Source organism: Nocardia sp. NPDC051833 (assembly GCF_040681225.1).
Taxonomy (GTDB): Bacteria; Actinomycetota; Actinomycetes; order Mycobacteriales; family Mycobacteriaceae; genus Nocardia.
On the sequence record NZ_JBFAYK010000001.1, the window covers coordinates 1598618 to 1621723 of the forward strand.

The 23106-nt window shown below is 69.2% G+C and carries 25 protein-coding genes and 1 tRNA gene; 14 read left to right on the plus strand and 12 right to left on the minus strand.

Annotated features, from left to right (window positions below):
• Positions 1–90: 90 nt before the first annotated feature.
• From AB0L91_RS07160 to AB0L91_RS07175, 4 genes are all read left to right on the plus strand, one after another.
• The gene (locus AB0L91_RS07160) at positions 91–1392 is read left to right on the plus strand and encodes a serine hydrolase domain-containing protein (protein WP_365007893.1); all 1302 of its coding nucleotides are present in this window, start codon (positions 91–93) and stop codon (positions 1390–1392) included.
• 184 nt (positions 1393–1576) lie between these two features.
• Entirely contained in the window at positions 1577–1951 is a 375-nt protein-coding gene (locus AB0L91_RS07165; RefSeq protein WP_365007895.1) for an SHOCT domain-containing protein, read from the plus strand.
• A 164-nt stretch (positions 1952–2115) separates the two neighbouring features.
• Positions 2116–2847: a GntR family transcriptional regulator gene (locus AB0L91_RS07170; RefSeq protein WP_355273220.1), complete on the plus strand. Its 732-nt coding sequence runs from the start codon at positions 2116–2118 to the stop codon at positions 2845–2847.
• A gap of 63 nt (positions 2848–2910) precedes the next feature.
• Positions 2911–3195, plus strand: coding sequence for a hypothetical protein (locus AB0L91_RS07175; protein ID WP_365007897.1), 285 nt, complete (start codon positions 2911–2913; stop codon positions 3193–3195).
• Between the two features lie 43 nt (positions 3196–3238).
• On the opposite strand, the gene AB0L91_RS07180 is transcribed toward AB0L91_RS07175, so the two are convergent.
• Genes AB0L91_RS07180 through AB0L91_RS07190 form a run of 3 tightly spaced genes read right to left on the minus strand, consistent with a single transcriptional unit; the run spans position 3239 to position 7020 of the window.
• On the minus strand, positions 3239–4831 hold the full coding sequence (locus AB0L91_RS07180; RefSeq protein ID WP_365007900.1) for a GMC oxidoreductase: 1593 nt from the start codon (positions 4829–4831) through the stop codon (positions 3239–3241).
• Between the two features lie 42 nt (positions 4832–4873).
• Entirely contained in the window at positions 4874–5497 is a 624-nt protein-coding gene (locus tag AB0L91_RS07185) for a DUF305 domain-containing protein (protein ID WP_365007902.1), read from the minus strand.
• Positions 5494–7020, minus strand: coding sequence for a hypothetical protein (locus tag AB0L91_RS07190; protein WP_365007904.1), 1527 nt, complete (start codon positions 7018–7020; stop codon positions 5494–5496). Before AB0L91_RS07190 ends, AB0L91_RS07185 begins: the two co-directional genes overlap by 4 nt.
• A 173-nt stretch (positions 7021–7193) precedes the next feature.
• Here AB0L91_RS07190 and AB0L91_RS07195 point away from each other — a divergent pair, with 173 nt between their 5' ends.
• The 3 genes from AB0L91_RS07195 (at position 7194) to AB0L91_RS07205 (ending at position 8324) form a co-directional block, all read left to right on the plus strand.
• Positions 7194–7796: a TetR family transcriptional regulator gene (locus tag AB0L91_RS07195; RefSeq protein WP_365007907.1), complete on the plus strand. Its 603-nt coding sequence runs from the start codon at positions 7194–7196 to the stop codon at positions 7794–7796.
• A gap of 125 nt (positions 7797–7921) precedes the next feature.
• Positions 7922–8077 carry a DUF6131 family protein gene (locus AB0L91_RS07200; protein ID WP_355273237.1) on the plus strand — a complete coding sequence of 52 codons (156 nt, stop codon included), beginning with the start codon at positions 7922–7924 and terminating at the stop codon, positions 8075–8077.
• A 31-nt stretch (positions 8078–8108) separates the two neighbouring features.
• Positions 8109–8324, plus strand: coding sequence for a hypothetical protein (locus tag AB0L91_RS07205; protein WP_357342943.1), 216 nt, complete (start codon positions 8109–8111; stop codon positions 8322–8324).
• A gap of 7 nt (positions 8325–8331) precedes the next feature.
• On the opposite strand, the gene AB0L91_RS07210 is transcribed toward AB0L91_RS07205, so the two are convergent.
• Positions 8332–9129, minus strand: a complete 798-nt coding sequence (locus AB0L91_RS07210; protein WP_365007910.1) for an MHYT domain-containing protein — start codon at positions 9127–9129, stop codon at positions 8332–8334.
• Between the two features lie 260 nt (positions 9130–9389).
• Complete coding sequence (locus tag AB0L91_RS07215; RefSeq protein WP_355273243.1) at positions 9390–9836, minus strand: SRPBCC family protein; 447 nt, start codon at positions 9834–9836, stop codon at positions 9390–9392.
• A 163-nt stretch (positions 9837–9999) separates the two neighbouring features.
• On the opposite strand from AB0L91_RS07215, the gene AB0L91_RS07220 reads away from it, so the two are divergent.
• The 3 genes from AB0L91_RS07220 to AB0L91_RS07230 all read left to right on the plus strand — a co-directional run bounded on the left by AB0L91_RS07220 (position 10000) and on the right by AB0L91_RS07230 (position 13233).
• A complete protein-coding gene (locus AB0L91_RS07220) occupies positions 10000–11487 on the plus strand; it encodes an oligopeptide:H+ symporter (RefSeq protein ID WP_365007914.1) in 1488 nt (495 codons plus the stop codon).
• 105 nt (positions 11488–11592) lie between these two features.
• Positions 11593–13044 (plus strand): amino acid permease, encoded by a 1452-nt coding sequence (locus AB0L91_RS07225; protein WP_365007916.1) that lies wholly within the window; start codon positions 11593–11595, stop codon positions 13042–13044.
• Positions 13045–13159: 115 nt separating this feature from the next.
• Positions 13160–13233: transfer RNA gene (locus AB0L91_RS07230), tRNA-Leu, on the plus strand.
• A gap of 24 nt (positions 13234–13257) precedes the next feature.
• On the opposite strand, the gene AB0L91_RS07235 is transcribed toward AB0L91_RS07230, so the two are convergent.
• The gene (locus AB0L91_RS07235) at positions 13258–13461 is read right to left on the minus strand and encodes a hypothetical protein (RefSeq protein WP_365007918.1); all 204 of its coding nucleotides are present in this window, start codon (positions 13459–13461) and stop codon (positions 13258–13260) included.
• Positions 13462–13553: 92 nt separating this feature from the next.
• On the opposite strand from AB0L91_RS07235, the gene AB0L91_RS07240 reads away from it, so the two are divergent.
• Together AB0L91_RS07240 and AB0L91_RS07245 are read left to right on the plus strand one after the other, a co-directional pair.
• A complete protein-coding gene (locus tag AB0L91_RS07240) occupies positions 13554–13997 on the plus strand; it encodes a hypothetical protein (RefSeq protein WP_365007921.1) in 444 nt (147 codons plus the stop codon).
• Positions 13998–14120: 123 nt separating this feature from the next.
• Complete coding sequence (locus tag AB0L91_RS07245) at positions 14121–15362, plus strand: hypothetical protein (RefSeq protein WP_365007923.1); 1242 nt, start codon at positions 14121–14123, stop codon at positions 15360–15362.
• A 106-nt stretch (positions 15363–15468) separates the two neighbouring features.
• On the opposite strand, the gene AB0L91_RS07250 is transcribed toward AB0L91_RS07245, so the two are convergent.
• A complete protein-coding gene (locus tag AB0L91_RS07250; RefSeq protein ID WP_365007926.1) occupies positions 15469–15918 on the minus strand; it encodes a cupin domain-containing protein in 450 nt (149 codons plus the stop codon).
• A gap of 103 nt (positions 15919–16021) precedes the next feature.
• A complete protein-coding gene (locus tag AB0L91_RS07255; protein WP_365007928.1) occupies positions 16022–17248 on the minus strand; it encodes an acyl-CoA dehydrogenase family protein in 1227 nt (408 codons plus the stop codon).
• Positions 17249–17362: 114 nt separating this feature from the next.
• On the opposite strand from AB0L91_RS07255, the gene AB0L91_RS07260 reads away from it, so the two are divergent.
• Positions 17363–17941: a carboxymuconolactone decarboxylase family protein gene (locus AB0L91_RS07260; RefSeq protein ID WP_365007930.1), complete on the plus strand. Its 579-nt coding sequence runs from the start codon at positions 17363–17365 to the stop codon at positions 17939–17941.
• Position 17942: 1 nt separating this feature from the next.
• On the opposite strand, the gene AB0L91_RS07265 is transcribed toward AB0L91_RS07260, so the two are convergent.
• Together AB0L91_RS07265 and AB0L91_RS07270 are read right to left on the minus strand one after the other, a co-directional pair.
• Positions 17943–18524: a helix-turn-helix domain-containing protein gene (locus AB0L91_RS07265; protein ID WP_365007932.1), complete on the minus strand. Its 582-nt coding sequence runs from the start codon at positions 18522–18524 to the stop codon at positions 17943–17945.
• On the minus strand, positions 18521–19762 hold the full coding sequence (locus AB0L91_RS07270; protein ID WP_365007935.1) for a cytochrome P450: 1242 nt from the start codon (positions 19760–19762) through the stop codon (positions 18521–18523). The genes AB0L91_RS07265 and AB0L91_RS07270 overlap by 4 nt, the downstream gene beginning before the upstream one ends.
• Before the next feature lie 74 nt (positions 19763–19836).
• Between AB0L91_RS07270 and AB0L91_RS07275 the strand changes: the two genes are divergently transcribed.
• Positions 19837–20856 carry a hypothetical protein gene (locus tag AB0L91_RS07275; protein WP_365007938.1) on the plus strand — a complete coding sequence of 340 codons (1020 nt, stop codon included), beginning with the start codon at positions 19837–19839 and terminating at the stop codon, positions 20854–20856.
• A 79-nt stretch (positions 20857–20935) separates the two neighbouring features.
• Here AB0L91_RS07275 and AB0L91_RS07280 read toward each other — a convergent pair whose 3' ends face one another.
• Positions 20936–21160 (minus strand): hypothetical protein, encoded by a 225-nt coding sequence (locus AB0L91_RS07280; protein WP_365007941.1) that lies wholly within the window; start codon positions 21158–21160, stop codon positions 20936–20938.
• 212 nt (positions 21161–21372) lie between these two features.
• A complete protein-coding gene (locus tag AB0L91_RS07285; protein ID WP_365007943.1) occupies positions 21373–22971 on the minus strand; it encodes an MFS transporter in 1599 nt (532 codons plus the stop codon).
• Positions 22972–23106 lie beyond the last annotated feature (135 nt).

A 23106-nucleotide genomic window follows, 5' to 3' on the forward strand; every position in this document is an offset into this window, starting at 1 on the left:
CAAGTAACGAGAACGTGACTGTTCACGATTCCCTTCCGAAATCTCTTTCTGGAGGGTGGAGTGCACGGCTATCTGAAACATGTTGTGGCGGTGGCGGTTACCGCGCTGACGCTGTCGTCGGGCGCGCTGCTGCCCACGGTTGCCCAGGCCGAGCCGGTCACCGCCAAGCAGTGTGAGGTCAGTTCGGGGCGCACGCCGCAGACCGCGACGCCCGCCGAGGCGGCCCTCGACCCCGGGCGGGTCGCCGACGCCATGAACCTGGCGATCGACACCACCCGCTTCAACATCCAGCTGTACCGCAACAACTGCCTGATCGCCGGGGGACCGCGCAACGCCGAATCCGGCGGCGTGGCCTGGAATCTGTGGAGCGGGACCAAGAGCGTGGTCGCGCTGGTCGCCGGGCTGGCCGTGGACGAGGGCAAACTGCTCATCGACGAGCCGATCGGCCGCTACCTGCCCGCGGGCCTCGGCGATGAGGCGCACCGGTCCATCACGGTGCGCAACCTGCTCACCGAGTCGTCGGGGATGGAGGTCGCGGTCGCCGCCGAGGGCGCGACCGGGCTGGCCGCGCTGGATCCGAACGTCGTCGCGCAGGCGCTGGCGATGCCGATCGAGCGCCCGCAGGGCACCATGTTCCGCTACAGCCAGCGCGCGGTCGACCTGCTCGTCTACGTCATCGGGCAGTCGGTCGGCGAGGACTTCCAGAGCTTCGCGCAGCGGAAGCTGTTCGACCCCTTGGGCATCGCCCGCGGCGACTACTTCTGGGCCCGCGACCGCGCCGGAAACACCTACGGCCACGCGCATCTGATCCTGCCGCCGGACGACTTCGCGAAACTCGGCCTGCTCGTGGGCAATCGGGGCCGCTGGAACGACCAGCAGGTGATCTCCGACGAGTACATGCGCGCGGCGCTGTCGCCCTCGCCGAGCATGCCCTGCTACGGCTTCCTGTTCGTGATCAACGGCACGCCGTGCGTGCTCGAGTTCCCCGGCCTGCCGCTGGACGCGGTGAAGATGTCGGGCATGCTGCGCAACGACAGCTACATCGTGCCCAGCCTCGGCCTGATGCTGAACTGGACCGGCGTCGCGACGCCGGGCGCCTCGTCCACCTACACCCACAACGTGCTGCGCACCCTGGTCTCGGCCTTCGTCGACCAGCGGCTCCCCGATCCCGGCCCGTACCGGGAACGCCCGGACGTGAGCGTCACCGATCCGATGATCGCCCGTCCCGACGCGCTGTTGGGCACCTTCGGCATCGGGCCCTACGCCTACCCGGGGTGCAGTTTCGTCGACTGCCTCGGCGAGACCCCGAAGCCACCGTTCTCCGACTGGCCGCCCGGCTGCGTCGTCCTCGGCTGCGTCGGCAACAACCCCGCCACACCCGGGATCCGCTGACCGACACGGGTGGCGGCGGTGTGCCGCCACCTGCGAGGGGGCCATCCGCGCGCGTACGCTGACGGGTACCCACCCTGCACAGGGTCAAAGAAACGCTCGACGACCGGCAATTTTCCAGCAAAAAGCGTGCTTCAATCGATCGCCCGCAACGGACGATCGATCCCTCTCCCCCTCGAGGTGTGCCATGTCATTCTGGGAAGTCATCTGGCTCATCATTGTGAGCTTCGCTTTTGTCGCCTATCTGCTGATGGTCTTCATGATCATCGGGGACCTGTTCCGGGATCACAAGACATCGGGCTGGGTGAAGGCGATCTGGATCATCTGCTTGATCTTCCTCCCCTTCCTCACCGCGCTGGCCTACTTGATCTTCCGAGGTCAGGGCATGGCCGAGCGGTCCACCGCCCAGGCCAAGGAGATCCAGCAGGCGCAGGATTCCTACATCAAGGAAACCGCGGGCACGAACCCCGCGGCGCAGATCGCCGACGCCAAGAAGCTGCTCGACGAAGGCTCGATCACCCAGGCCGAGTACGAACAGCTCAAGGCCAAAGCGCTGTCCTGATCGCCCGCTCCACCCGCGAGCCCCGCACCGAGACCCTCGGTCAGCGGGGCTTTCGGCGTTCCGGCGGAGAATTTCCTGGGCCGCGGGGGCGGGGTCGCGTATTCTCGAACACACCGGACAGGACCAGTAGGGACCGGTGCACCCTCACCGAAGGAGCCACCTTCATGCCCGCACCGCTGCGCGACAGCGCAGTGCCCAAACACGAACAGCTGCGCGCGATCCTGTTGCAGAAATGCACGCGCGAGCTACAGCCGGGCGACCTGATGACCAGCGAGCGCAACCTCATGCAGGACTACGGCGTCAGCCGGATCACCGTACGCGAGGCGATCGGACAGCTGGTCAACGAGGGTTATCTGGTCCGGGTCCGCGGCAAGGGCACCTTCGTCGCGCACCGGCCGGTGCAGTCCCGGCTGCATCTGGCCTCGTTCACCGAGGAGATGCGCACCCTCGGACATCAGCCGACCACCCTGGTGCTGGTCGCCGAGGAGGCGGTGCCGCCCGAGGCCACCGCCCGCGCGCTGCGCCTGCCCCCGGAGACCGCGGCCTATCACGTGCGCAGGCTGCGGCTGGCCGACGAGGAACCGGTCAGCGTCGACGACGCCTGGTTCAACCCCGAACTGCTCCCCGGCCTGATCTCGCACGACCTCACCGGCTCGATCTACCGGACCACCGCCGATCGCTACGGCAGGCCGATCGAGCGGGCCGAGCAGACCGTCGACGCCCAGGCCGCCGAGGCGGGCGTCGCGGCGTTGCTCGGCGTCAAGAAGGGCGCTCCCGTCCTGCATTTCGACCGGGTGTCGTTCAGCGCGGAGGTGCCGATCGAGCACACCCACAGCTGGTATCGCGCCGACCGCTATCGCGTGCAGATGGAAGTCGGCCACCGATCGCAGGTATGAAACTGACATATTTCAGATACTGTATGAGCGCTATCACAGCGAAGTGCTCGGAGGTATCACCCCATGTCCATCCGTAAGTCCACCACCCGGGCGGGCCTGCTGGCCGCGCTCGCCGCGGGAACCCTGCTCGGTGCGGGCGGCACCGCCCAGGCCGCCGGCGGCCTCGATTGGGATCTGTGGCCCTCGGGCTCGGTCGAGATCGGCCCACCCACCGGCAGCTCGATGGGCTCGGTCGACGCCGACTTCGGCAGCGGCACCGGCTCCTTCGACGCCGACCTCGGCTCCGCCGGACCGCGTCCGCCCGCGACGGGCTCCGCGGTGTTGCCCATCCCGGGCTCCGCGGGCTGATCCACGTTCGGCGCGCCACCCTCGGCGGCGCGCCGAACCCCGCTCAGATCAGCGTGCCCACGTCGGTGCGGACCAGATTCGCCAGCGCGCGCTCGGCGATCGCGGCGATGGTCATCGACGGATTGCAGGCCGCGGTATTGCCCGGCATGAGCGCGCCGTCGAGGACGTAGAGCCCGCGCTGCCCGAGGACGCGGCCGTCGAGATCGCAGACCGTACCCATATTGGCGCCGCCGAGCGGATGCCAGGTGGAGGGGAACAGGGCATTGGTGTCGATGAGCGTGCTGTCCGGGCCCGCGATGCGCTGCACGGCGGGGCCGATGTGGTTGTCCTGGATCATCTGGTCGCCGTCGCCCGGCCAACGCAGGGTCGCGATGTCGGCCCCCGGCTCGTAGGCGAATTCGCCACGCCCGGAACTCACGCCGTAGCCGACCAGCATGGTGGCGCCCGGGTCGATCGGCAGCGACGGGATCGAAGCCTGGATGACGGTGAACGCCGACCGCGGGTCGTCCCAGTTCTTGCTGCCGTAGACCACCGGGCCGCCCTGCGCCGCGCCGAATCCGGCGGAGGCGTTGCGCCACACATAGATCCGGTCGGCGTTGGTCCCCCAGCCCCGGCCCAGCTCGTCGGGCAGATCGGGGATGTGGCCCAGCGCCTGTGCGCGCACCAGCATCCGGGTGGTGTTGAGACTGCCCGCCGCCAGCACCAGCGCGCCGGTGGTGATGACCTTGTTCTCCAGCACGGTGCCCGCGGTGTCGACCCGGTCGACGCGCACCACCCAGCGACCGTCGGCGGCGCGCTCGATCCCGGTCACCTCGTGCAGGGTCCGCACCTCCACCAGGCCGGTCGCCTCGGCCGCCGCGACGTAGGTGACGTCGACGGAGTGCTTGCCGCCGTTGTTCACACCCATGGCGCCGTCGCCGTTGGTGTAGGACGGGGTCATCTCCCCGCGCAGTTCGGCCAGCGCGTAGTTCCAGTCGATCGGCATCGGGATCTTCGACAGCGGCATCCCGGCGCCCCGCACCCGGTCGGCGAAAACCCGGGCCGCGGTGTAGTTCTTGTGTTCGATCAGTTCGTCCGGGGCGGTGGCGAGCCCGAGCATGCGGGCCACCGTCGGGTAGTGGACCCGGTCCATCCGGTCCCAGTCCAGCCCGGCCGGGAAGTGCGTCTCGAACACCTCACGCGTCGGTTGCAGCGACATGCCCTGGTAGATCAGGGAACCGCCACCGAGCCCGGCGGCGCACAGCGCGGTCATCCCGGCGCCCGGAACCGCTTCCACCAGACCGGCATACGGCTCGAACACCAGCGGGCGCCCGAACACCATCGGGTCGGAGCGGTACCAGAGCAGGCGCTTGTCCGGGCGGGTGGCCAGCGGGAAGGTCTGGGCGTTCGGCCCGGTCTCCCAGCGCCTGCCGCGTTCGAGCAGCAGCACCGGGACGCCCGCCTCGGCCAGGCGCAGCGCGGTCACGCCGCCGCCGAAGCCCGAGCCGATCACGACGACCCGGCGGTCCTCGGTGGTGAGGGGGATGCCGCCGGTGCGGGCGGCGACGGGCCGCGCGCCCGCGGTCCCGGCGGCCGCCAGGGTGAGGCCGGCGGCGGCCGCACCGGTCAGCAGGGTACGGCGGGAGAACTTCGACATTCGGCAAACCTTCATCGGGGTAGGGATTTTCGGGTGTCCGGCTTACGCGCGGCGGTCGAGCAGCAGGCCGAGCAGGCCGGCCTCGCGGCCCTGGCCGGTGATCATGTCGCGGGCGGCGCGCTCGACCTCGCCGCCGTCGAGCAGCGCGTCGGCGGTGGCGGCCATCTCGATGCCGCCGTAGTGATGGCGCTGCATGAGCCGCAGGAACAGCACCTCGGCCTGAGTGCCGGTGGCGGCGGCGAGCTCGTCGAGTTCGGCGGTCGTCGCCATTCCCGGCATCGCCGAGTCGTGCTGTGCGGCATCGGCACCGGCGTGCCGATGCGCGCCCGCCGGGCGCATCCAGGCCATCGGATCGGTCCCGGCGACGGGCGCGCCCGCCAGCCGCAACCAGCCGAGCAGCATGCCCAGCTCGGTGCGCTGGGTGTCGGCGATCTGCCCGGCCAGCACCAGGACCGCGGGATCGACGCCCCGGTCCAGGCGCTGGACCAGGACCAGCGCCTGGCTGTGATGGGCGACCATGTCCTGGACGAAACCGATCTCGGTCGCGGTCAGCACCGGCGGCGCGGCGGGGGCGGGCAGCAGCGGGCGCAGCGCGGCGCCCATGGCGAGCAACAGTGCCGCGCCACACGCCAGCGCGGCCACCCGGAAGCCCTTGTACCCGCTCATGATCCGGTGGTCGAGAGCTGGTCGGTGGGCGGGGTGTACACCTCGGGCGCGAGTTCCAGGGCGAGGAATCCGTTGTCCGCGCAGGTGGTCCACAGCTGGTTGCCGCGCCATTCCGGCGGCGAGAAGCACCAGTCGGTCGACAGGTCGCCGAAGGCCAGGGTGCCGGTGCGCGCGCTGAGCGCCTGCGCCGGATCGAAGGCGCCTCCGAGCATCGCCTGGGCGACGGTCGGCGCCGCCAGCAGCGGCGGTCCGATGATCGAGGCGAGCGCGTGCGGGGAGTTCCACAGTTCGCTGTTCTCGCCGGTGCGGGCGGGCGGGTTGAAGTAGCCGATCTCCCGGATGGCGGCGGGATCGCGGACATCGAAGACCCGGATGCCCGAGGAGGTCCAGCTGCACGCCAGCGCGGTCGGGTCCGCCGGGCGATCGGCCGCGCAGTAGTGCGCGTCGTAGGCGAACAGCGAACCACCCGATGCGGAGGCGAGCATGCTGTCCTGGTTCTCCGGCAGGTTGATCGCGAGCTTGATCGACCGCGCGATCCAGGGATTGCGCTCGTCGGCGACGTCGATGAGCTTCACCCCGCCCGAGCCCGCCTCGTCGACGGCGAACACGTACGGCTTGCCCTGATAGGTCACCGGGACGGCGTGCTGGGTGGCCCAGCCGTCGGTCCAGGACAGGTCGGCGAGTTCGGGGACGTGCGGTCGCGGGTCGCGGCGCTGCACGGCGGCGACATCGAGGACCTTCAGACCGCCCAGGTTGTTCGCCAGGTACATCCGATTGCCGTCGGGCGAGAAGCCGAAGCCGTGCATGGACAGGCCGGGCAGGCCCTGCCAGATCACCCGGGGATTCGACGGATCGGTGAGATCGACCGCGCTGAGCAGACCCGGGGCCGTTCCCGACGCCCAGTAGGTGCGGCCGTCCGGCGAGAAGCCGCCCTCGTGCGCCGTGATCGGCACCGGCAGCGCGAGATCGGTGCCGGGGCCCGGATTGAGCAGCCGGGGATGGGCGCAGTCGGAGATGTCGTAGACCGAGAGCAGGCCCGCGCCGGTCAGGGCCGGAACACCGGCGCCGACAAGGAGTTTGCGCGCGGCGTTGACCTTCAGGCTCTCCCAGGTGCCGGCCAGCATCGCCGGCTCGGTGAGCGTGGTGGTGTGGACCGGGGCCGACGGGTCGGCGATGTCGAGCACCCGCACACCCTCGTCCGGGCCGAGCAGATTGCCGGGGAAGAACGTGCCGACGTAGGCGCAGTGGTCGAAGGTGACCGAGGTGATGCCGCCGCCGCGGCCCGGCGCACTGCCGAGCAGCCGCATATTGCAGCGGAATCCGTCGCGGGAGCGACCGCTGTCGCGGTCGGCGGCGGGGACGTCGCCCTGCAGGCCGGTCTCGGGCAGGGAGCCGGGCAGGCAGGCGGTTCGGTCGGTGGGTGCACCGGTCGCCGTCGGGACGGCGGCGCCGAGCGGTAGCAGCAGCAGCGCCACCGCGACGAGGCCGTAGCGGCGGGCCGCACGGGAGAACAGACGAGTCATGGAGTGTGTCGTCGGCCCCGCGAACGGGGCCGCCTTCCTGTGTCCTGCGAGCACGCGGCGGCAGCGGGCGCCTCGGCTCGGGAGTGGTCGGGTGTCGCGTCGTCCGGACGGGGCGTGCACCGACCCCATCCAGCGGTAACTGGGTTACCGCTGCGCGACGCTACCATTCACCCGTGAGCAGCGGAACGGAATCGGACGCATCGGCGAAGATCATCGCGGTGGTGCTCGGCCTGCTGACCACCGAGGGCTACGACGCCGTCCAGCTCCGCGCCGTCGCCGCCGAGGCCCATGTCTCGCTGGCCAAGATCTACCGGCTCTTCCGCACCAGGGACGAGCTGATCATCGCCGCGCTGGAACAGTGGATGGCCGCCAACGCCTACGCCGACGTGACCCCGCCCGAACCCGGCGAGCCCTTGCGCGAGAGCCTGATCCGCCTGCTGCGCACCGTCTTCGAGCCCTGGGAGCGCAACCCCAAGATGCTCGAGGCCTACCACCACGCCCGCACCGGCCCCGGCGGCGAACGCCTCGACAGCCAGGGCCTGATCGCGGTGCTCCCGGCCGCCGAGGTCGCCCTGCGCGACCTCGACCCCGGTTACCTCGACGACCTCGGCCTGATCCTGGGCAATATGGTGCTGGCGCTGATCGCGCGATTCGCCGCGGGCACCCTGCCGATCACCGGCATCCTGCCGACCCTCGAACGCACCGTCTACCGGATGACCGCCGACAACGAGTCGGCCGCCCGCCGCCGCACGGCCACCCCGCCGTCGACCCACTGACTGCGCCGATCCGTTCCGGCGCGAACCAGAGCTGTTTCCGATCGGCACAACGGGGCATATGCCCGATGTGACGTGCGATCCGGCACGTCACGACGTAGTACCCCGTATCGAACAGGTGAGCTCGAATGATTCTTCTAGGCGCAATACTCCTCATAGCCGGACTCGTTTTCGGCATCTCCCTGCTGTCCACCGTGGGCGTGGTCCTGCTGGTGATCGGCGTCGTCCTGCTCCTCGCCGGCCGCGTCGGCCGCCCGATCGGCGGCAGGCGCCACTACTACTGACCCAGGCCGGACCCTTCCGAGGAGGAACATCATGTCGGCGAATCTGCCCCGAATACTGTCGATCCTGGTGCTGGTGTGGCTGGTGATCGGTGTCATCGCCGCGGGCCAGCGCGGCTACTTCACCGATCGTGAACAGAACTGCGCCACCCTCGGCACCATCGCGGTGACGATGCTGGCCGGGCCGTTGAACTACATGGGCGTCAACCCCAAGGTCGACGACTGTGCGTTGCCCGAACCCAGCCAGTAGCCCGGGCTCAGCCCTGACGCGGCCACTGCCTGCCGCTGTCGGACAGGGTGGCCGGGTCCGTGCTGCGCATGACCCCACCGGTCACGCGCACCGGATCCGGCCGCGCCCGGTCCCCGGCGTCGACGTCCAGTTCGGCCAGCCCGACCAGGATCACCAGCCCGGTGACCACCAGCGACACGCTCCCGATCAACGGCAGCAGCAGTTGCACCGGCGCCACCCCGTCGACCGGCCGCTCGGCGCCGCTGTGGTGCGCGCTCATCGCGGCCATCGCCGTGTAGTGCATGCCGCAGACCGCGACCCCCATGACCAGTGCCGCGCCCGCCGTCCGGACCAGACCGCGCACGTGCAGCATGAACCACAGCGCCGCGGTCGCCGCGACCACCGCGATGACGATCGAGAGCACCACCAGCGGCGGCCGATAGCCGATGACGGCCCCGCTGCGCATCGCGCGCATGCCCAGGTAGTGCATGGCGGCCACACCGAGCCCGGTGATCGTGCCGCCCACCGGCAGGCTGAGCCATTCGCGCCGCCCCAGAGTCACGATGGTCAGCCCGGCCAGGACGACGCCGATCGAGATGACCGCGCTGAGCAAGGTCGTCGGCACGTCGTAGCGAATCGGCGTCCCATCGATACTGAAGCCGAGCATGGCCGTGAAATGCATGACCCAGATCGCCGCCCCGCCGATCGCGACCGCCGCGGCGATCAACCACCCGATCGGCGCGGTCGAGGTTTTGGCGTGCACCGCACACCGCAACCCCAATACCGAGCCGATGAACGACAGACTGAAAGCGAGAACCGGATTCATCCAGCCATTGTTGAAATGCTCGATGTGCAGCACATCATCCCCCGGAGGTCGATCATTTCCGCATGCGCGATGGCTAGAGACTAGACCATTCGACCTGGCCGTATCGGTTTTGCCGACAGTTCGAAATTCATGATTCGAATTCCGTTCCAGCACATTCTGTTTCGCAATTATCGAGATGAATCCAGCGTGCGCGAACTCCTGGAACGGCGCCCCTGGAAATAGGGGCATTCATTTCGAACCGACCGGTTGCGATCTTGCGATCAGGAGTTCTGCGCCCGCGCCCTGATCAAATCCGCCAGCCGATCCAGCGATTCCTGATTGCGCGCGGCGAAGGCCAGATCCTGCGCCACCCCGGGAATCAGCCGCGCGGGCCCGCCGGACGCGCGCTCGGTCATCCGGATGGTGGTGTGCCCCGGCGTCGCCTCGGACAGGGTGAGCCGGATCCACGCCGAGCCGACCGACCACAGGCGCGCCTCCAGCTCCAGCCGATGCGGCGGATCGGCGGCGCGGACCACCGTGGTGTCGCTGATCAGTACCGGCCAGAGCCCGAAGCGATAGTGGATCCGGCTGCCGACGGCGGGCCAGTCGGGATCGACCCGGCCGATATGCGAGGCGCCGACCACCCAGCTCGCGTACAGCCAGCCGTCGGCCAGGGTCGCGAAGGCCGCCGCGCGGTCGACCGGCACGGTCACCTCGGCAGTCAGCATGTCTGATTTCCTCGTCCGTCGCGGGAATCCGGCCACTCCAGGGTAATTCGCGCGCGGGCCCGCCGCGCGCCGAGAACATCGGCGCCGAGGCGGCGCGGCGCGCCGAAGCCGCGACGATGCGGGAAAATTGCTGTACACCGTTTGGACGTGGGATCGTTCCCCTATGTCCACCGAAGAAACGCGGCTCGGCGACCCGCCCGGCCCCGCCGACGAGGCTGGCGAACGGACCCTGTTCGGCCATCCGATCGGACTCACCAACCTGTTCGGTGTCGAGCTGTGGGAGCGTTTCTCCTTCTACGGCATGCTCACGATCCTGGGCTATTACCTCTACTACTCCACCACCGAAGGTGGGCTCGGCCTCGACCAGAGCACGGCGCTCGGCATCGTCGGCGCCTACGGCGGGCTGGTGTATCTGTCGACGGTCCTCGGCGGCTGGATTGCCGACCGGGTGCTGGGCATGGAGCGCACCGTCTTCTACGGCGGTGTCGTGGTCATGGCGGGCCATATCGCGCTGGCGGTGCTGCCCGGACTGGCCGGGGTCGGCGTCGGCCTGGTGCTCGTCGCGTTCGGCAGCGGCGCGCTCAAGGCCAACGCCTCGTCCCTGCTCGGCACGCTGTACTCACCGACGGACGCGCGGGTCGACGGTGGCTTCACCCTCTTCTATCTCGGCATCAATCTCGGCGCCTTCACCGGCCCGCTGCTGACCGGCCTGCTGCAACGCGAGTGGGGCTTCCACGCCGGTTTCGCCGCCGCCGCGGTCGGCATGGCGCTCGGCCTGACCCAGTACGTGGTCTTCCGGCGCAACCTCGGCACGCACGGCCGCGATGTGCCCAATCCGCTCACCCGCCGCGAGCTGAACCCGGTGCTGATCGGCGTGGCCATCGCCGCCGTCGCGGTGCTGGTGGCGGTGCTGACCGGGCTGCTCACCCTGGACAATCTGTCCGATGTCACCACCGGCGTCATCGTGGTCGCCTCGATCGTCTACTTCGCCGTGCTGCTCACCAGCGCCAAGGTGACCCAGGTCGAGCGCACCCGGGTGCGCGCGTTCATCCCGCTGTTCATCGCCAACGCGGTGTTCTGGTCGCTGTTCCAGCAGATGTTCACCATGCTCGCGGTGTACTCCGACGAACGCATCGACTGGCGCATCTTCGGCTGGGAGGCGCCGGCCAGCTGGATCGGCTCGGTGGAGCCGGTGTGGATCATCGCGCTCTCGCCGCTGTTCGCGCTGATGTGGACCAAGCTGGGCAACCGGGCGCCGAGCACCCCGATCAAGTTCGCGCTCGGTGTCATCGGCATGGGCATCGCCTTCTGGATGTTCGCGCTGCTGAGCGGCTTCGAGGGCAAGACCGTGCCGGTGCTCGCGGTCTTCCTCATCCTGGGCGGCTTCGCCGTCTCCGAGCTGCTGCTCTCGCCGATCGGTCTCGCGGTGACCACCCATCTGGCCCCCGCCGCGTACCGCTCGCAGATGATGGCCCTGTACTTCTTCTCGGTCGGTATCGGCACGTCCATGGCGGGCACCCTGGCCCGCTACTACAGCCCCGACAACGAGACCGCGTACTTCGGCATCAGCGGTGGCGCCGCCATCGTGGCCGGTCTCGTCGTGGCCGCGCTCGCGCCCTGGATCAAGCGCCATATGCAGGGCGTGCACTGACCTGCCGCCGGGTATCCCCCGAAGACGTTCGCACAGAAGGAGAAGACCGTGCCGACACCGGACGCCACGCCAGCGGCAGGCCGTTCCACAGGCCGAGGGAGCGGATTGTTCCGCACCAAATCCGTCGAGCAATCCATCCTCGACACCGATGAGCCCGATTCCAAACTCCGCAAAGACCTGACGGCCTGGGATCTGACGATCTTCGGTGTCGCCGTGGTGGTCGGCGCCGGCATCTTCACGCTGACCGCCCGCACCGCGGGCAATGTGGCCGGGCCGTCGGTCTCGCTGGCGTTCGTGTTCGCCGCGATCGCGTGTGGTCTCACCGCGTTCTGCTACGCCGAATTCGCCTCGACCGTGCCGGTGGCGGGCAGCGCGTACACCTATTCGTACGCGACCTTCGGTGAACTGGTGGCCTGGATCATCGGCTGGGACCTCATTCTCGAATTCGCGCTCGCCGCCTCGGTGGTCGCGAAGGGCTGGTCGCAGTACCTGGGCACCGTCTTCGGCTTCGAGACCGCCACCGTGCAGCTCGGCTCGGTCACCTTCGACTGGGGCGCGGTCACGCTGATCGCGGTGCTCGGTGTGCTGCTTGCCATCGGCACCAAGGTGTCCTCGCGGGTGTCGGCGATCGCGGTCGCGATCAAGCTCGCCGTCATCGCGCTGGTGCTGGTCCTCGGCATCACCTATTTCAAGGCATCCAACCTGAGCCCCTACATCCCGCCGTCGCAGCCCGAGGAGGACGGCGCCAGCGGCCTGCACCAGTCGCTGTTCTCGTTCCTCACCGGCGCGGGCAACAGCAACTTCGGCTGGTACGGCCTGCTCGCCGCGGCCAGCCTGGTGTTCTTCGCGTTCATCGGTTTCGACGTCGTCGCCACCGCCGCCGAGGAGACCAAGAACCCGCAGAAGGCGGTGCCGCGCGGCATTCTGGGCTCGCTGCTCATCGTGACCGTGCTCTACGTCGCGGTGTCGCTGGTGCTCACCGGCATGGTGCCCTACACCGATCTGGCGGGCGAGAACGCCACGCTGGCCACCGCGTTCGCCATCCACGGCGTGGACTGGGCCAAGAACGTCATCTCCATCGGCGCGCTGGCCGGTCTGACCACCGTCGTGATGGTGCTGTTCCTCGGGCAGACCCGCGTGCTGTTCGCGATGGCACGCGACGGTCTGCTGCCGCGCTGGCTGGCCCACACCGGTTCGCGCGGCACGCCGGTTCGCCTGACCGTCATCGTCGGCATCGTCTGCTGCGTGCTGGCCGGCTTCGTCGACTTCGGCACGCTCGAGGAAATGGTGAACATCGGCACCCTGTTCGCCTTCGTGCTGGTCTCGGTCGGCGTGATCGTCCTGCGCCGCACCCGCCCCGACCTGCCGCGCGGTTTCCGCGTCCCGTTCGTCCCGCTGATCCCCATCCTGGCCGTGCTCTCCTGCCTGTGGCTGATGGTCAACCTCTCGGTGGAGACCTGGCTGCGCTTCATCGTCTGGATGATCCTCGGCTTCGCCGTCTACTTCGCCTACGGCCGCCGCCACTCCGTCCTCGGTAATCGCCCGCCGACCGGCTGACCAGCCCCATCGGCGATAAGGTCGGTTCGGCGCTGTCACCGGCGACACGCCGGGCCGACCTTGTATACCGACACGATTCCGGTACACCCGTACGAGTCGCTAGGCTGTCCCGGACGCCCCTATAGCCCAATTGGCAGAGGCAGCGGACTTAAAATCCGCCAAGTCAGGGTTCGAGTCCCTGTGGGGGCACTCAGCACGACCCGGGTAGCTGGGTCACTGCGGGATGACGATGGGGCAGGACATGGCGCCGACGGCGCAGGCGAAGGCCTCGATGAGGTCCTGGGCGGAGCCGGTGCCGAGTGAGCTGCTGCCCGTGGCGGGGGTTTCCGCGGTGGCCGGGGCTGCCGCGAGGAGGAGTCCGGTGGTGAGGGCGAGCGCCGCGACACCGACGCGCGATATCCGAGTCAGGGGATTCATGACCGAATCGTAGAGTCGGGCCTGCGAATTCGATTGCCCCGAATGTCGGGGTCAGGGGTCGGATCGGGCTGAATGCCTCGTTAGAATCGCCTATGACGTCGACGCACCCCTTCTTCCAGCTGGGAGCCGACAGTCGACGACTCGTTCATCTCTCGCTGTGCGACGATGCCCTGCTGACCTGGAACGATTACGTCCGGGGAAAGCCCGCCGCGCTTCGCTACCGCGACTCGGTGGTCGGGATGTGGCACGACGTCGATGTCGAGTTGCCGGCCGATGCCCTGCGCGCGGCGCGAGCCGGTGTGGATCACGCGGATGTCGACAGCCGGTATCTCGAGCCCCTCGCCGCGCTCCAAGATGACGACCTGGCCTTTCCCGATTCGATCGAGCTCGGCTACTACGCGATCTACAACTGTTTCCGCAAATATGTCCGCGGTGACGACATCGCGGATTGGCTGATTGTCAACCAGGCCCTGTCTGTTCACCCCCAGGGCGAAGTCTCGCGGCGCCTGACGCGCGCGGTCGAGGGGACGCGCTGATCGGCGTCCCGCGGGGTTCGCCGGCCGTGGGGTGGTCTATGTTGGTCGCGAGCCGACCGCGGTGACGTGGGCGTGCGGATTTTCTTCGACAGTTCGACAGTTCGAGCGCAGCGGAGGATCGTCATGCATTCGGTTGTTGCCTTGTTCGTCCGGCTGGGGTGTGTTCTCGCCCTGATCTCGGGAGTGGTCGGGGTCGCCGCGCCCGCCTCGGCGGGGCCGCCGGACTCGGTGCTGTGCGCGTGGCGGTTCATGTCGAACGACACCGTGCTGAATGTGGCGTTCCCCGACGCGAACTCGACGTACTGGCTGATGCCGTACGCGCTGGGGCCGGGCGACTCGATCGAGTTGTCGGGGACCTATCCGGCCGCGCGGTATTTCTCGCTGAACACCTACGGGACCGATCTGAACACCGTGGACACGTTGCGCGACAACCAGATCGCCCCTGACCCGGGCAGCGGCAACCCGTATGTCGACGCCTCCGCCGCCGCGCTGCCGACGGACCAGCAGCGGTGGCACGCCAGGTTGGTCAACGGCCCGGCCGACCACAGCCGCAACGAGATCCAGGCGGTCGCGAGCGGGCAGAGCACGCCGATCGGGTTCGTCATCGTCCGGGTCTACGTGCCGACCGATCCGGCCTCGCTCGGCGGCGGTGTTCCCCTGCCGGACGTGCGGCTCACCCTCGCGGGCAACCAGGTTCCGGCCCAGCCGTGCGAGCAGCCGTTCAACCCGGCGACCTACACCGGCCCCGTGGCCGACGCCGCGAAGGCGGTCTTCGATCAGGGCATCGCCGCGGCCGCCTCGGGCGCGTTCCCCGGCAACGCCCCGGAGGCCACCTTCGGCAATCCGGCCAGCACCGCCGGGCTCTTCCCGAACGGTGACAACAAATACGTCGGGACCCGCATCAGCTATCAGCCGGGCCGCCTGGTGGTGGTGCGAGCGAAGGCCCCGACCTTCCCGGACACCAGGGCCGGGCAGTCACCGACCGAGCCGACCCAGGTGCGGTACTGGTCGATGTGCCAGAACGACCTGCGCACTCCGTACCCCGTCGTCGCCTGCGCGGCCGACTTCCAGACCGCGCTCGACGCCGACGGCTACTACACCTACGTGCTCGCCGCGCCCGCGGACCTGCCCGCGAATCTCCCGTCGACCGTGACAACGATTCCCTGGGGCAGCACCGACGTGGACAAGGTGCTGTTCCTGCGCAACATGACCCCGAGCGCGGCGTTCTACCCGAACTCGGTCCAGGCGTCGCAGGATTCGGGCACCGACCCGGCCGTCACGATGGGCCCGTACTACCCGCGGGCCGCCTATTGCAGCACCGAGACGTTCGCCGCGGGCGGCGCCGCGGCCTGCCTCGGCGCCTGACCACCCGCCACCGATCGGACGGCGCCGCAGCGCGCCTCGGCAACGGAGACCCCCGTGACCATCAGAAAGTCACGGGGTCGACGGCTGGCCGACCCCGGCCCGCCGACTACGGACAGTCCGGGGCGGGAGCGTCGACGAAGAGCGGTTCGTTCGCGCGGTTGAGGTAAGCGACGTACAACTCAGCGGGCACGGTGCCGAGGTTGCGGCCGACGTGGACGTGATCGGGGCCGACCGTCTCGGACAAGCCCTGACCGGCGAAATATGTCACCGGCAGGCAGTCCGCCGCCTCGTACCGGGTGACCTCGCCCGCGGTGACGAACGCGAGGACATTGCCGTCGTGATAATGCCAGCCGAGGGTGCCGCCGGGCGCGAGGGTGATCCGGCGGAAGGTGAACTTGCTCGGTAGCGAGGCGAACGGGCTGAAGGCGCTCACGTCGACCTGCGTCAGCGGTTCGACCGTGACGCCGGAGGACGGCGTGGCTGAAGCCGCAGGCTCGGTGATGACCGCCGCGGCCACCACCGCGGCGCCGACGAGGACAACCCGGCGGATTCGCATCTTCGCAGTATACGAGCGCGCTACCTGCGCGAACAGCGAAAACGTCGGTCATGCGGCGGCGCGCCCCGGCGACGGGCCGGAGCGCGCCGGACGATCCCCGGAGCTATCCGGCGATCAGACCCTTCGCGATATGCGTGACCTGGATTTCGTTGCTGCCCGCGTAGATCATCAGGGACTTGGCGTCGCGGGCGAGCTGCTCGACCTTGTACTCGGCCATGTAGCCGTTGCCGCCGAACAGCTGGACGGCCTCCATCGCCACCTCGGTGGCGGCGCGGGAGGAGTAGAGCTTCATCGCCGAGGCTTCGGCGAGGGTCACCTTGTCGCCGGCGGCAGTGCGCTCGATCGCGTTGAAGACCATGTTCTGCACGTTGATCCGCGCGATCTCCATCTCGGCCAGCTTGAGCTGGATGAGCTGGAACTGCGCGATCTCCTTGCCCCACAGCTTGCGGGACTTGGCGTAATCGATGCACAGGCGGTGACATTCGTTGATGATGCCCAGCGCCAGCGAGGCGATGCCGATGCGCTCGGCCGCGAAAGACTCCTTGGCACTGTCTTTTCCGTCGCCCTTGGCCGGGTTCTCGGTCTCGCCGAGCAGGCGGTCGGGGGTGATGCGGACGTTCTCGAAGAACAGCTCGCCGGTGGGCGAGGAGTTCATGCCCATCTTCTTGAACGGCGGGCTCTGCACGAAACCGGGCATGTCCTTGTCCAGCACGAACGCGAGCACCTTGCGGTCGCGGCGGTCGGTGCCGTCCTCTTCGTCCAGCTTGGCGTAGACGACGGTGACGTCGGCGTACGGGCCGTTGGTGATGAAGGTCTTGCGGCCGTTGAGGATGTAGTCCGCGCCGTCACGGCGGACGTAGGACTTCATCCCGCCGAAGGCGTCGGAGCCCGAGTCCGGCTCGGTGATGGCCCAGGCGCCGACCTTGGCCATGGTGACCAGTTCGGGCAGCCAGCGCTTCTTCTGGGCGAGGGTGCCGCGGCTGCGGATGGTGCCCGCGGTGAGGCCGAGGCTCACGCCCATCGACGCCACCAGGCCCAGGCTGACCCCGGCCAGCTCGCTGTTGAGGATGACGCCCATGCTGCCGGCACCGCTGAACCCGCCGCCCGATTTGCCCGATCCGGTGGTGCCCGATTCCTCGCGAGCGATGGCCTTCGCCAGCCCTTCGCTGGCCATTTCGTCCAAGCCGAAGGTGGCGTAGAGCTTGCGGATGATGTCGAACGGCGGCAGCGCCCCGCTCTCCAGCTGGTCGACGTGCGGGGTGATCTCCTTGGCGATGAACCCGCACACAGCGTCGCGGAACATCAGGTCTTCGTCGGACCACTGGTACATATCTGGACTCCCGAGGGATCGCCGGAACTTTCCTCGAATATAGAACACGTTCTAGTTGAGGCGACGGAGTAGGTTCGGGGGTAGGCGAATCGTCGACACGAAGGGGTGGTTTCGATGCGAGTGGTCGAGCGGATCAGGGGATACGCCACGGTGATCGGGCAGGCGCGGCGCAATCGCGGCGATCTGGTCGGGTGGCTGGGCCGACGCCCACAGATCGCGGCGGCGACCATGGCCTACGAGACGGCGTTGCTGTTCAGCAACAAGCTCGATCCCCGGCTCAAGGAACTCGCCGAGCTCAAGACGGCGGGGCTGGTGGCCTGCCAGTTCTGTCTCGACATCGGCTCGGCGCTGGCGCACACCTCCGGACTGACCAGGGCCCAGATCACCGAGCTGCCCCGCTACCGGACCAGCGACGCCTATACCGAGCTGGAGAAGCTGGTGATCGAGTTCGCCGAGGCGATGACCTCGACCCCGGCGGTCGACCTCGACGACCTGCGCGCGACCCTGCTCACCCACCTGACCAAGACCCAGCTGACGGAGCTGGCCGCGTCCATCGCGTGGGAGAACCAGCGGGCGCGGCTCAACCAGGGCCTCGGTGTGCAGCCGACCGGCATGGCCGACGGGATGGCGTGCGCGATGCCGGAACCCCGCGTCGCCCACCTCGACCGGAAGACCGCCGAACCGGGTCATTGACTCAGTGGTCGGCCCAGGTGGGGGCGCGCGTGATGATCGGGGCGACATACTCCCGCAGCATCGCGCGTTCGTCGGCGTCGTCGCGGCCGGGCGTGGCCAGGAACGAGACGATGACGCGGGTCAGCCAGCGGGCCAGCCTGCTGCGTTCGGGATCGCTCAGGTCGATATCGGCGAAGATGGTCGCGGCCAGCGACTCGATGACATCGGAGTCCTGGCTGATGCGACCGGCCGTGCCGGAATCGCCGGGGCGGAACCAGGCGATCAGCAGCGGGTCGGCGCGGACCGCGGCGATCGCGCCGAGCATCGCGGCGATGATCCGCTCCCCCGGGTCGGCGATGTCGCGCACCTGATCGGTGAGCCCGGCGACGACGCGCCGGGTCTCGCGGTGCACGAAGGCGATCCGCACGGCCTGCCGATTGTCGAAGTAGCGGTACAGGGTGGCCCGGGAGCACCCGGCCGCCGCGGCGATATCGCGCATACCGACCGCGGCAACCCCGCGTTCGGCGAACAGCTCGGCGGCCGCGTCGAGGATGCGCTCGGCGGCCAGATCCGCGCGGTCGGTGGCCAGCCAGTCGCCGCTCACGCCGCACCCGTCGCGTGGAACGGCACCGACAGCGGCCAGCGGACGTAGTTGCCGTGTGCCCACCGCACGGCGTCGAGGTCGACGGTGAAATCGGGGCAGCGGGCCAGCAGTTCCTCGAGCGCGACGCGCGCCTGCATGCGGGCCGCGGCCGCGCCGAGGCAATGGTGGTGCCCGTGACTGAACGTGAGGATGCGCTTCGGGTTGCGGCGGATGTCGAGTTCGGCTGCCGTGGGACCGAATTCGCGCTCGTCCCGATTGGCCGAGCCGTAGAGCAGCAGCACGCGCCGCCCGGCGGGGATGGTGGTGTCGTGCAGCTCGACATCGCGGGTGGCGGTGCGGGCCAGGCCCTGCACCGGCGAGGTCATGCGGAGGAATTCCTCGATCGCGTCCGGGATGAGCGACGGGTCATCGGCGAGCTGTCGGCGCTGGTCGGGATAGGCGGTGAGGAGCTGGACCGCGCCGCCCAGGTTGCCGGTGGTGGTGTCGTTGCCGCCGGTGATCATGGTGAACGCGAAGCCGAGGATCGCGATCAGGCCGTCGTTGTCACCGTCGGCGCCGAGGCCGGAGGCCAGCAGGTGCGAGATGGTGTCGTCGCCGGGTTCGACACGGCGGCGGGCGATCAGCTCGGAGAAGTAGCCGACCAGCTCACCGACTGCGGTGAAGGCGTTCTGATCACCCGCGGCCAGCCCCGCACCGGCGACCGCGCCGCCGACGATGTTCTCGGTCCACTCGTCGAACTTGCCGTGATCGCGTTCCGGCACACCGAGATAGTGCGCGACGACCATGGTGGGCAGAGGCTTGAACAGCTCCTGCACGATGTCACCCGCGCCCGCCTCGCGCAGGCGCTCGATCCGCTCGACGACGAAGCGGCGCACCGCCGGCTCCACCGAATTCACCTGACGCGGCGTGAAACCCGGAGACACCCGGCGGCGGAAGTCGGTGTGCTCGGGCGGGTCCATGAAGACGAACGGCTTGACGCCGCCGAAGCCCGCCGTCGCCAGGTCGACGTAGTCGACGGTCAATCCCGCCGCAGAGGAGAAGGTTGCGGGATCCCGGGCCGCCGTCCAGACATCGGCGTGCCGGGACAGCACGTAGAAGTCGTCGGCCTCCCGCCCGTCGGGGACCACCCGGTGGACCGGGTCGTGATCACGCAGCGCGGAGTACATGGACCAGGGGTCGCGCCAGGTTTCCCCGGAGCGCAGCTCGAACCCGACCACATGAGACGTCGTTGAACTCATGCCTCTAAAGTAAGACAAATGCCCTCGCATGTCTAACACGAGTTTCTGTCGGTGGCGGCGGGGAATATCTGGGCATGGGTTCCGGGGAGGATTTCGGCAGTTGGGGGGCGGCGCTCATCTGGGCGGTGCTCGCGGTGACGATCGGCGTGCCGATCTGGCTGTGGACCGGCCAGGAACTGTGGCTGGTGCTGCTACTCCTGCCCGGCATCGGCTTCACAGGTGTCGGCCGGGCGGCGGTGTGGATGGCGCTGGCGGCGCTGCCACGGCGCGGAATAGTGCTCGCCGGTTGGTCTTTCGTGCTGGTGGCGGTGGCGGATGTGGTCGCGGTGTCGGTGTGGAAGCTGTCACCGTCGGGGTGGACGTGGCCGGTCGCGGTGGTGTCGGCGCTGGTAGCCGGGGCGGTGATGTATCTCGCGGTCGCCGCCGAGGTGGTCGGCGGGTGGACGCTCACCCACGGTGCCGCCCTGCATCTCGTGGACAGCGGAATCGCCTGGGACAAGGCGCATCCGCAACCGGATCGCTACAGCTCGCTGCTGTCGGCCGGGCGCACGACGGAGGTGATCGGGCTGCGGCCGCCGCCGTTCGCGATCGGCACCCACGTCCTCGCCGACAAGCTCGGCGAGTTCCACAGCCGGATAGCGCGCAGGCACTGGGTCGTCGACGATACGGCCGCGGCGCTGCGGCACGCGGCGGAGTCGACGGCGGTGCGCCGCGAGATGGTCGCGATGCCGCTCGGCCGCGCCAAGACGACCAGCTTCGCGCAGTCGCTCTACGAGGAGGCGTTCTACCTCGACGAACTCGGCCGCACACAGGAGGCGGTAACCCTGCGGGCCGAGGAGATCGAGTTGCGCCGCTGGATCGTCGGCCGATTCGACAAGAAGTTCCCCACCTTGGTGGCGAAAGCGACTCGGCCGCAGGCGAAAACGACAACGAAGCGCCTGGTGATCGAGGTCGAGAAGCTCGGGCGGAGCATGAAGGACGCGCTCGCTCTCGCACTGCGCGCCCAGGCGGACGGATTGTCCGCACTGGACCGCGCCGACGAGGCGACCGCTTTGCGTGCCGAGGCCGACACCATCGCGCCACTGCCCGGCTAGCCGCCCGGTGGTCCGACTAACCCGGCGCGCCGCGCCCCGACCCGGCAGCGAGCCACCGGTGCCGGGGCGACGGCCGCGTTCACGCCGCGCAGATCAAGGCGGCGAAGGGACCGACGAGCGGCACCCAGCCGACCGCGGAACTACAGAACGCCATGGCGCCGGGAGAGCCGCCGAGGGAGACCTCCTGGATGGGCACCGGCGCGGGCACCGACGCGGACTCCGCGCTCGCCGAGCCGCCGGCGAGGATGAGCGCGGTGGCCGAGGCCATGGCGGCGAGCGCCGTCCGGAATGCGATCTTGTTCATGGTGTTCCTCCTTGATTCGGCGACGTGTGCTCCGTCGCTTCGGTGAGATGACACGCGGTCGGCCTAGCCTCTTGGTGGCGCTGCCGGTGTTGTGCGGTCACCAAGAATCATGGCGAAACCCCTGGTCGGAAGGCATCCGTGGAACCACTCGCGCGACTACGTGCCAGCACGGAACGGGATGACGGAATGTCGCGGAGCCGCGCGGTAGGAGGTCAGAACGGCCCTGGTGTGGCGCCCGGGGTGGGTGGAGCGTCGGGTTGGCGCACCATGCGGAACGCGTTGAGCAGGCCGAGGAGTCCGGCCAGGATCGGTACCAGCAGCGCCGCCTGGAGCGCGAGGGGCCGCGCGTCGGTGTTGATCCGGATGATCTCCTCGCGGATCGCCGGGGGCTGACCGGCGAGCAGCTTCTCCAGTTCGGTGTTGCTCATGACCTGCGCGTCGTCTTCGAGGACCTGGGCGACGTGGGCCTGCTCGGCAGGCGGGAGTACCTCGCTCGACTCCGCCATCGCGGTGAAGGTCAGCGACAGCGTGGCCAGCATGATCGCGCCGGCGAACGCCAGGCCGAAGGAGAGCCCGAACGACCCGGCGGCGGAGTTGGTGCCCGAGGCTTCGCTGACCCGCTCCTCCGAGATCGGCGCGAGCGTGTAGTTGTTCAACTGCGAGACGAGCAGACCCAAGCCCGCGCCCGCCACGACAAGCGGCGCCAGCAGCGCCCACCCGAACTCCGCGCGCGGCACCAGCGGGACGAGCACCGCGATACCGACGGTGACCAGGACGAACCCCCACCGGATGATCGGCGCCGAGCGCCGCGCCCCCGCCCGCCGACCCGCGATCAGCGCGACGGCGAACATGCTCAGCGACAGCGGCGCCAGCGACAGTCCCGCCTGCATCGCGTTGTACTCGAGCACCATCTGCAGGTAGATCGGCAGCGCGATCATCGTGCCGCCCAGCGCGATCTGCTGGAGCATCTGCCCGGTGACCCCGAGCCGGAACGCCTTGGACCGGAACAGGTCCGGATCCATCAGCGCGGGTTCGCCCCGCCGCTTCCGGCGGATCAGCCAGTACGCCAGCCCGATCAGCGCGGCCGCACCGGCCACCAGCAGGGCCGCGACGGCCTCGCCGCCCTCCTGCCACACCAGGATCCCCAGCACGATGCCGCCCATGCCGACGACCGACAGCGCGGCACCGACCACATCCACGCCGCGCGATCCCGTGTAGGGCACGTCGCGAACCAGCCCGATCCCGGACAGGACGGCGACGATGATCACCACCTCGAGCGCGAACCCGACGCGCCACGACAGGTAGGTCGTGACGAAGCCGCCGAGCAGCGGTCCCACCGCGGCGGCGATCGCGGCCGCCGCGCCGACGAGCGCGTACACCTTCTTCTGCGCCGCCCCGTGGAAGTTGCCGTGCACCAGCGACTGCATGGCGGGCAGCAGCAGGGACGCGCCGATGCCACCGACCACGGCCCACAGCACGATCACCGCGGTGAGGCTCTGCGCGAACGTCATCGCGGTCGCGCCGGTCGCGTAGCCGAGCAGGCCCAGCACGTAGGCACGGCGACGGCCGATCAGGTCCCCGACTTTGCTGCCGATCAGGATGAAGGCCGCCGACACCAGCGCCTCGAGCGCGATCGCGGATTGCACGCCGCTGACGGTGGTGTCGAGGTCACGCACCACCGCCGAGATCGACACGTTCATCAGCGAGGTGTCCACGACGAGGACGAACATGGCCATCGCCAGCAGAATCGCCAGCAGCCGCCTGCTGCCCGACAACCGATCAGCACCCCCGGAAACCGCCCCGTCGACCATGGCAGTCCCACCACCTCGCGTCGTGAACCGGCGGCAACCCGGTTCGGGCCAACCCAGTGCTCACCCCGACAGTAAGCTCCCGGCGATCCGGAAAGCCGCAACCAGCCACGAACCGTTACGCCAGGCCCACCTCGG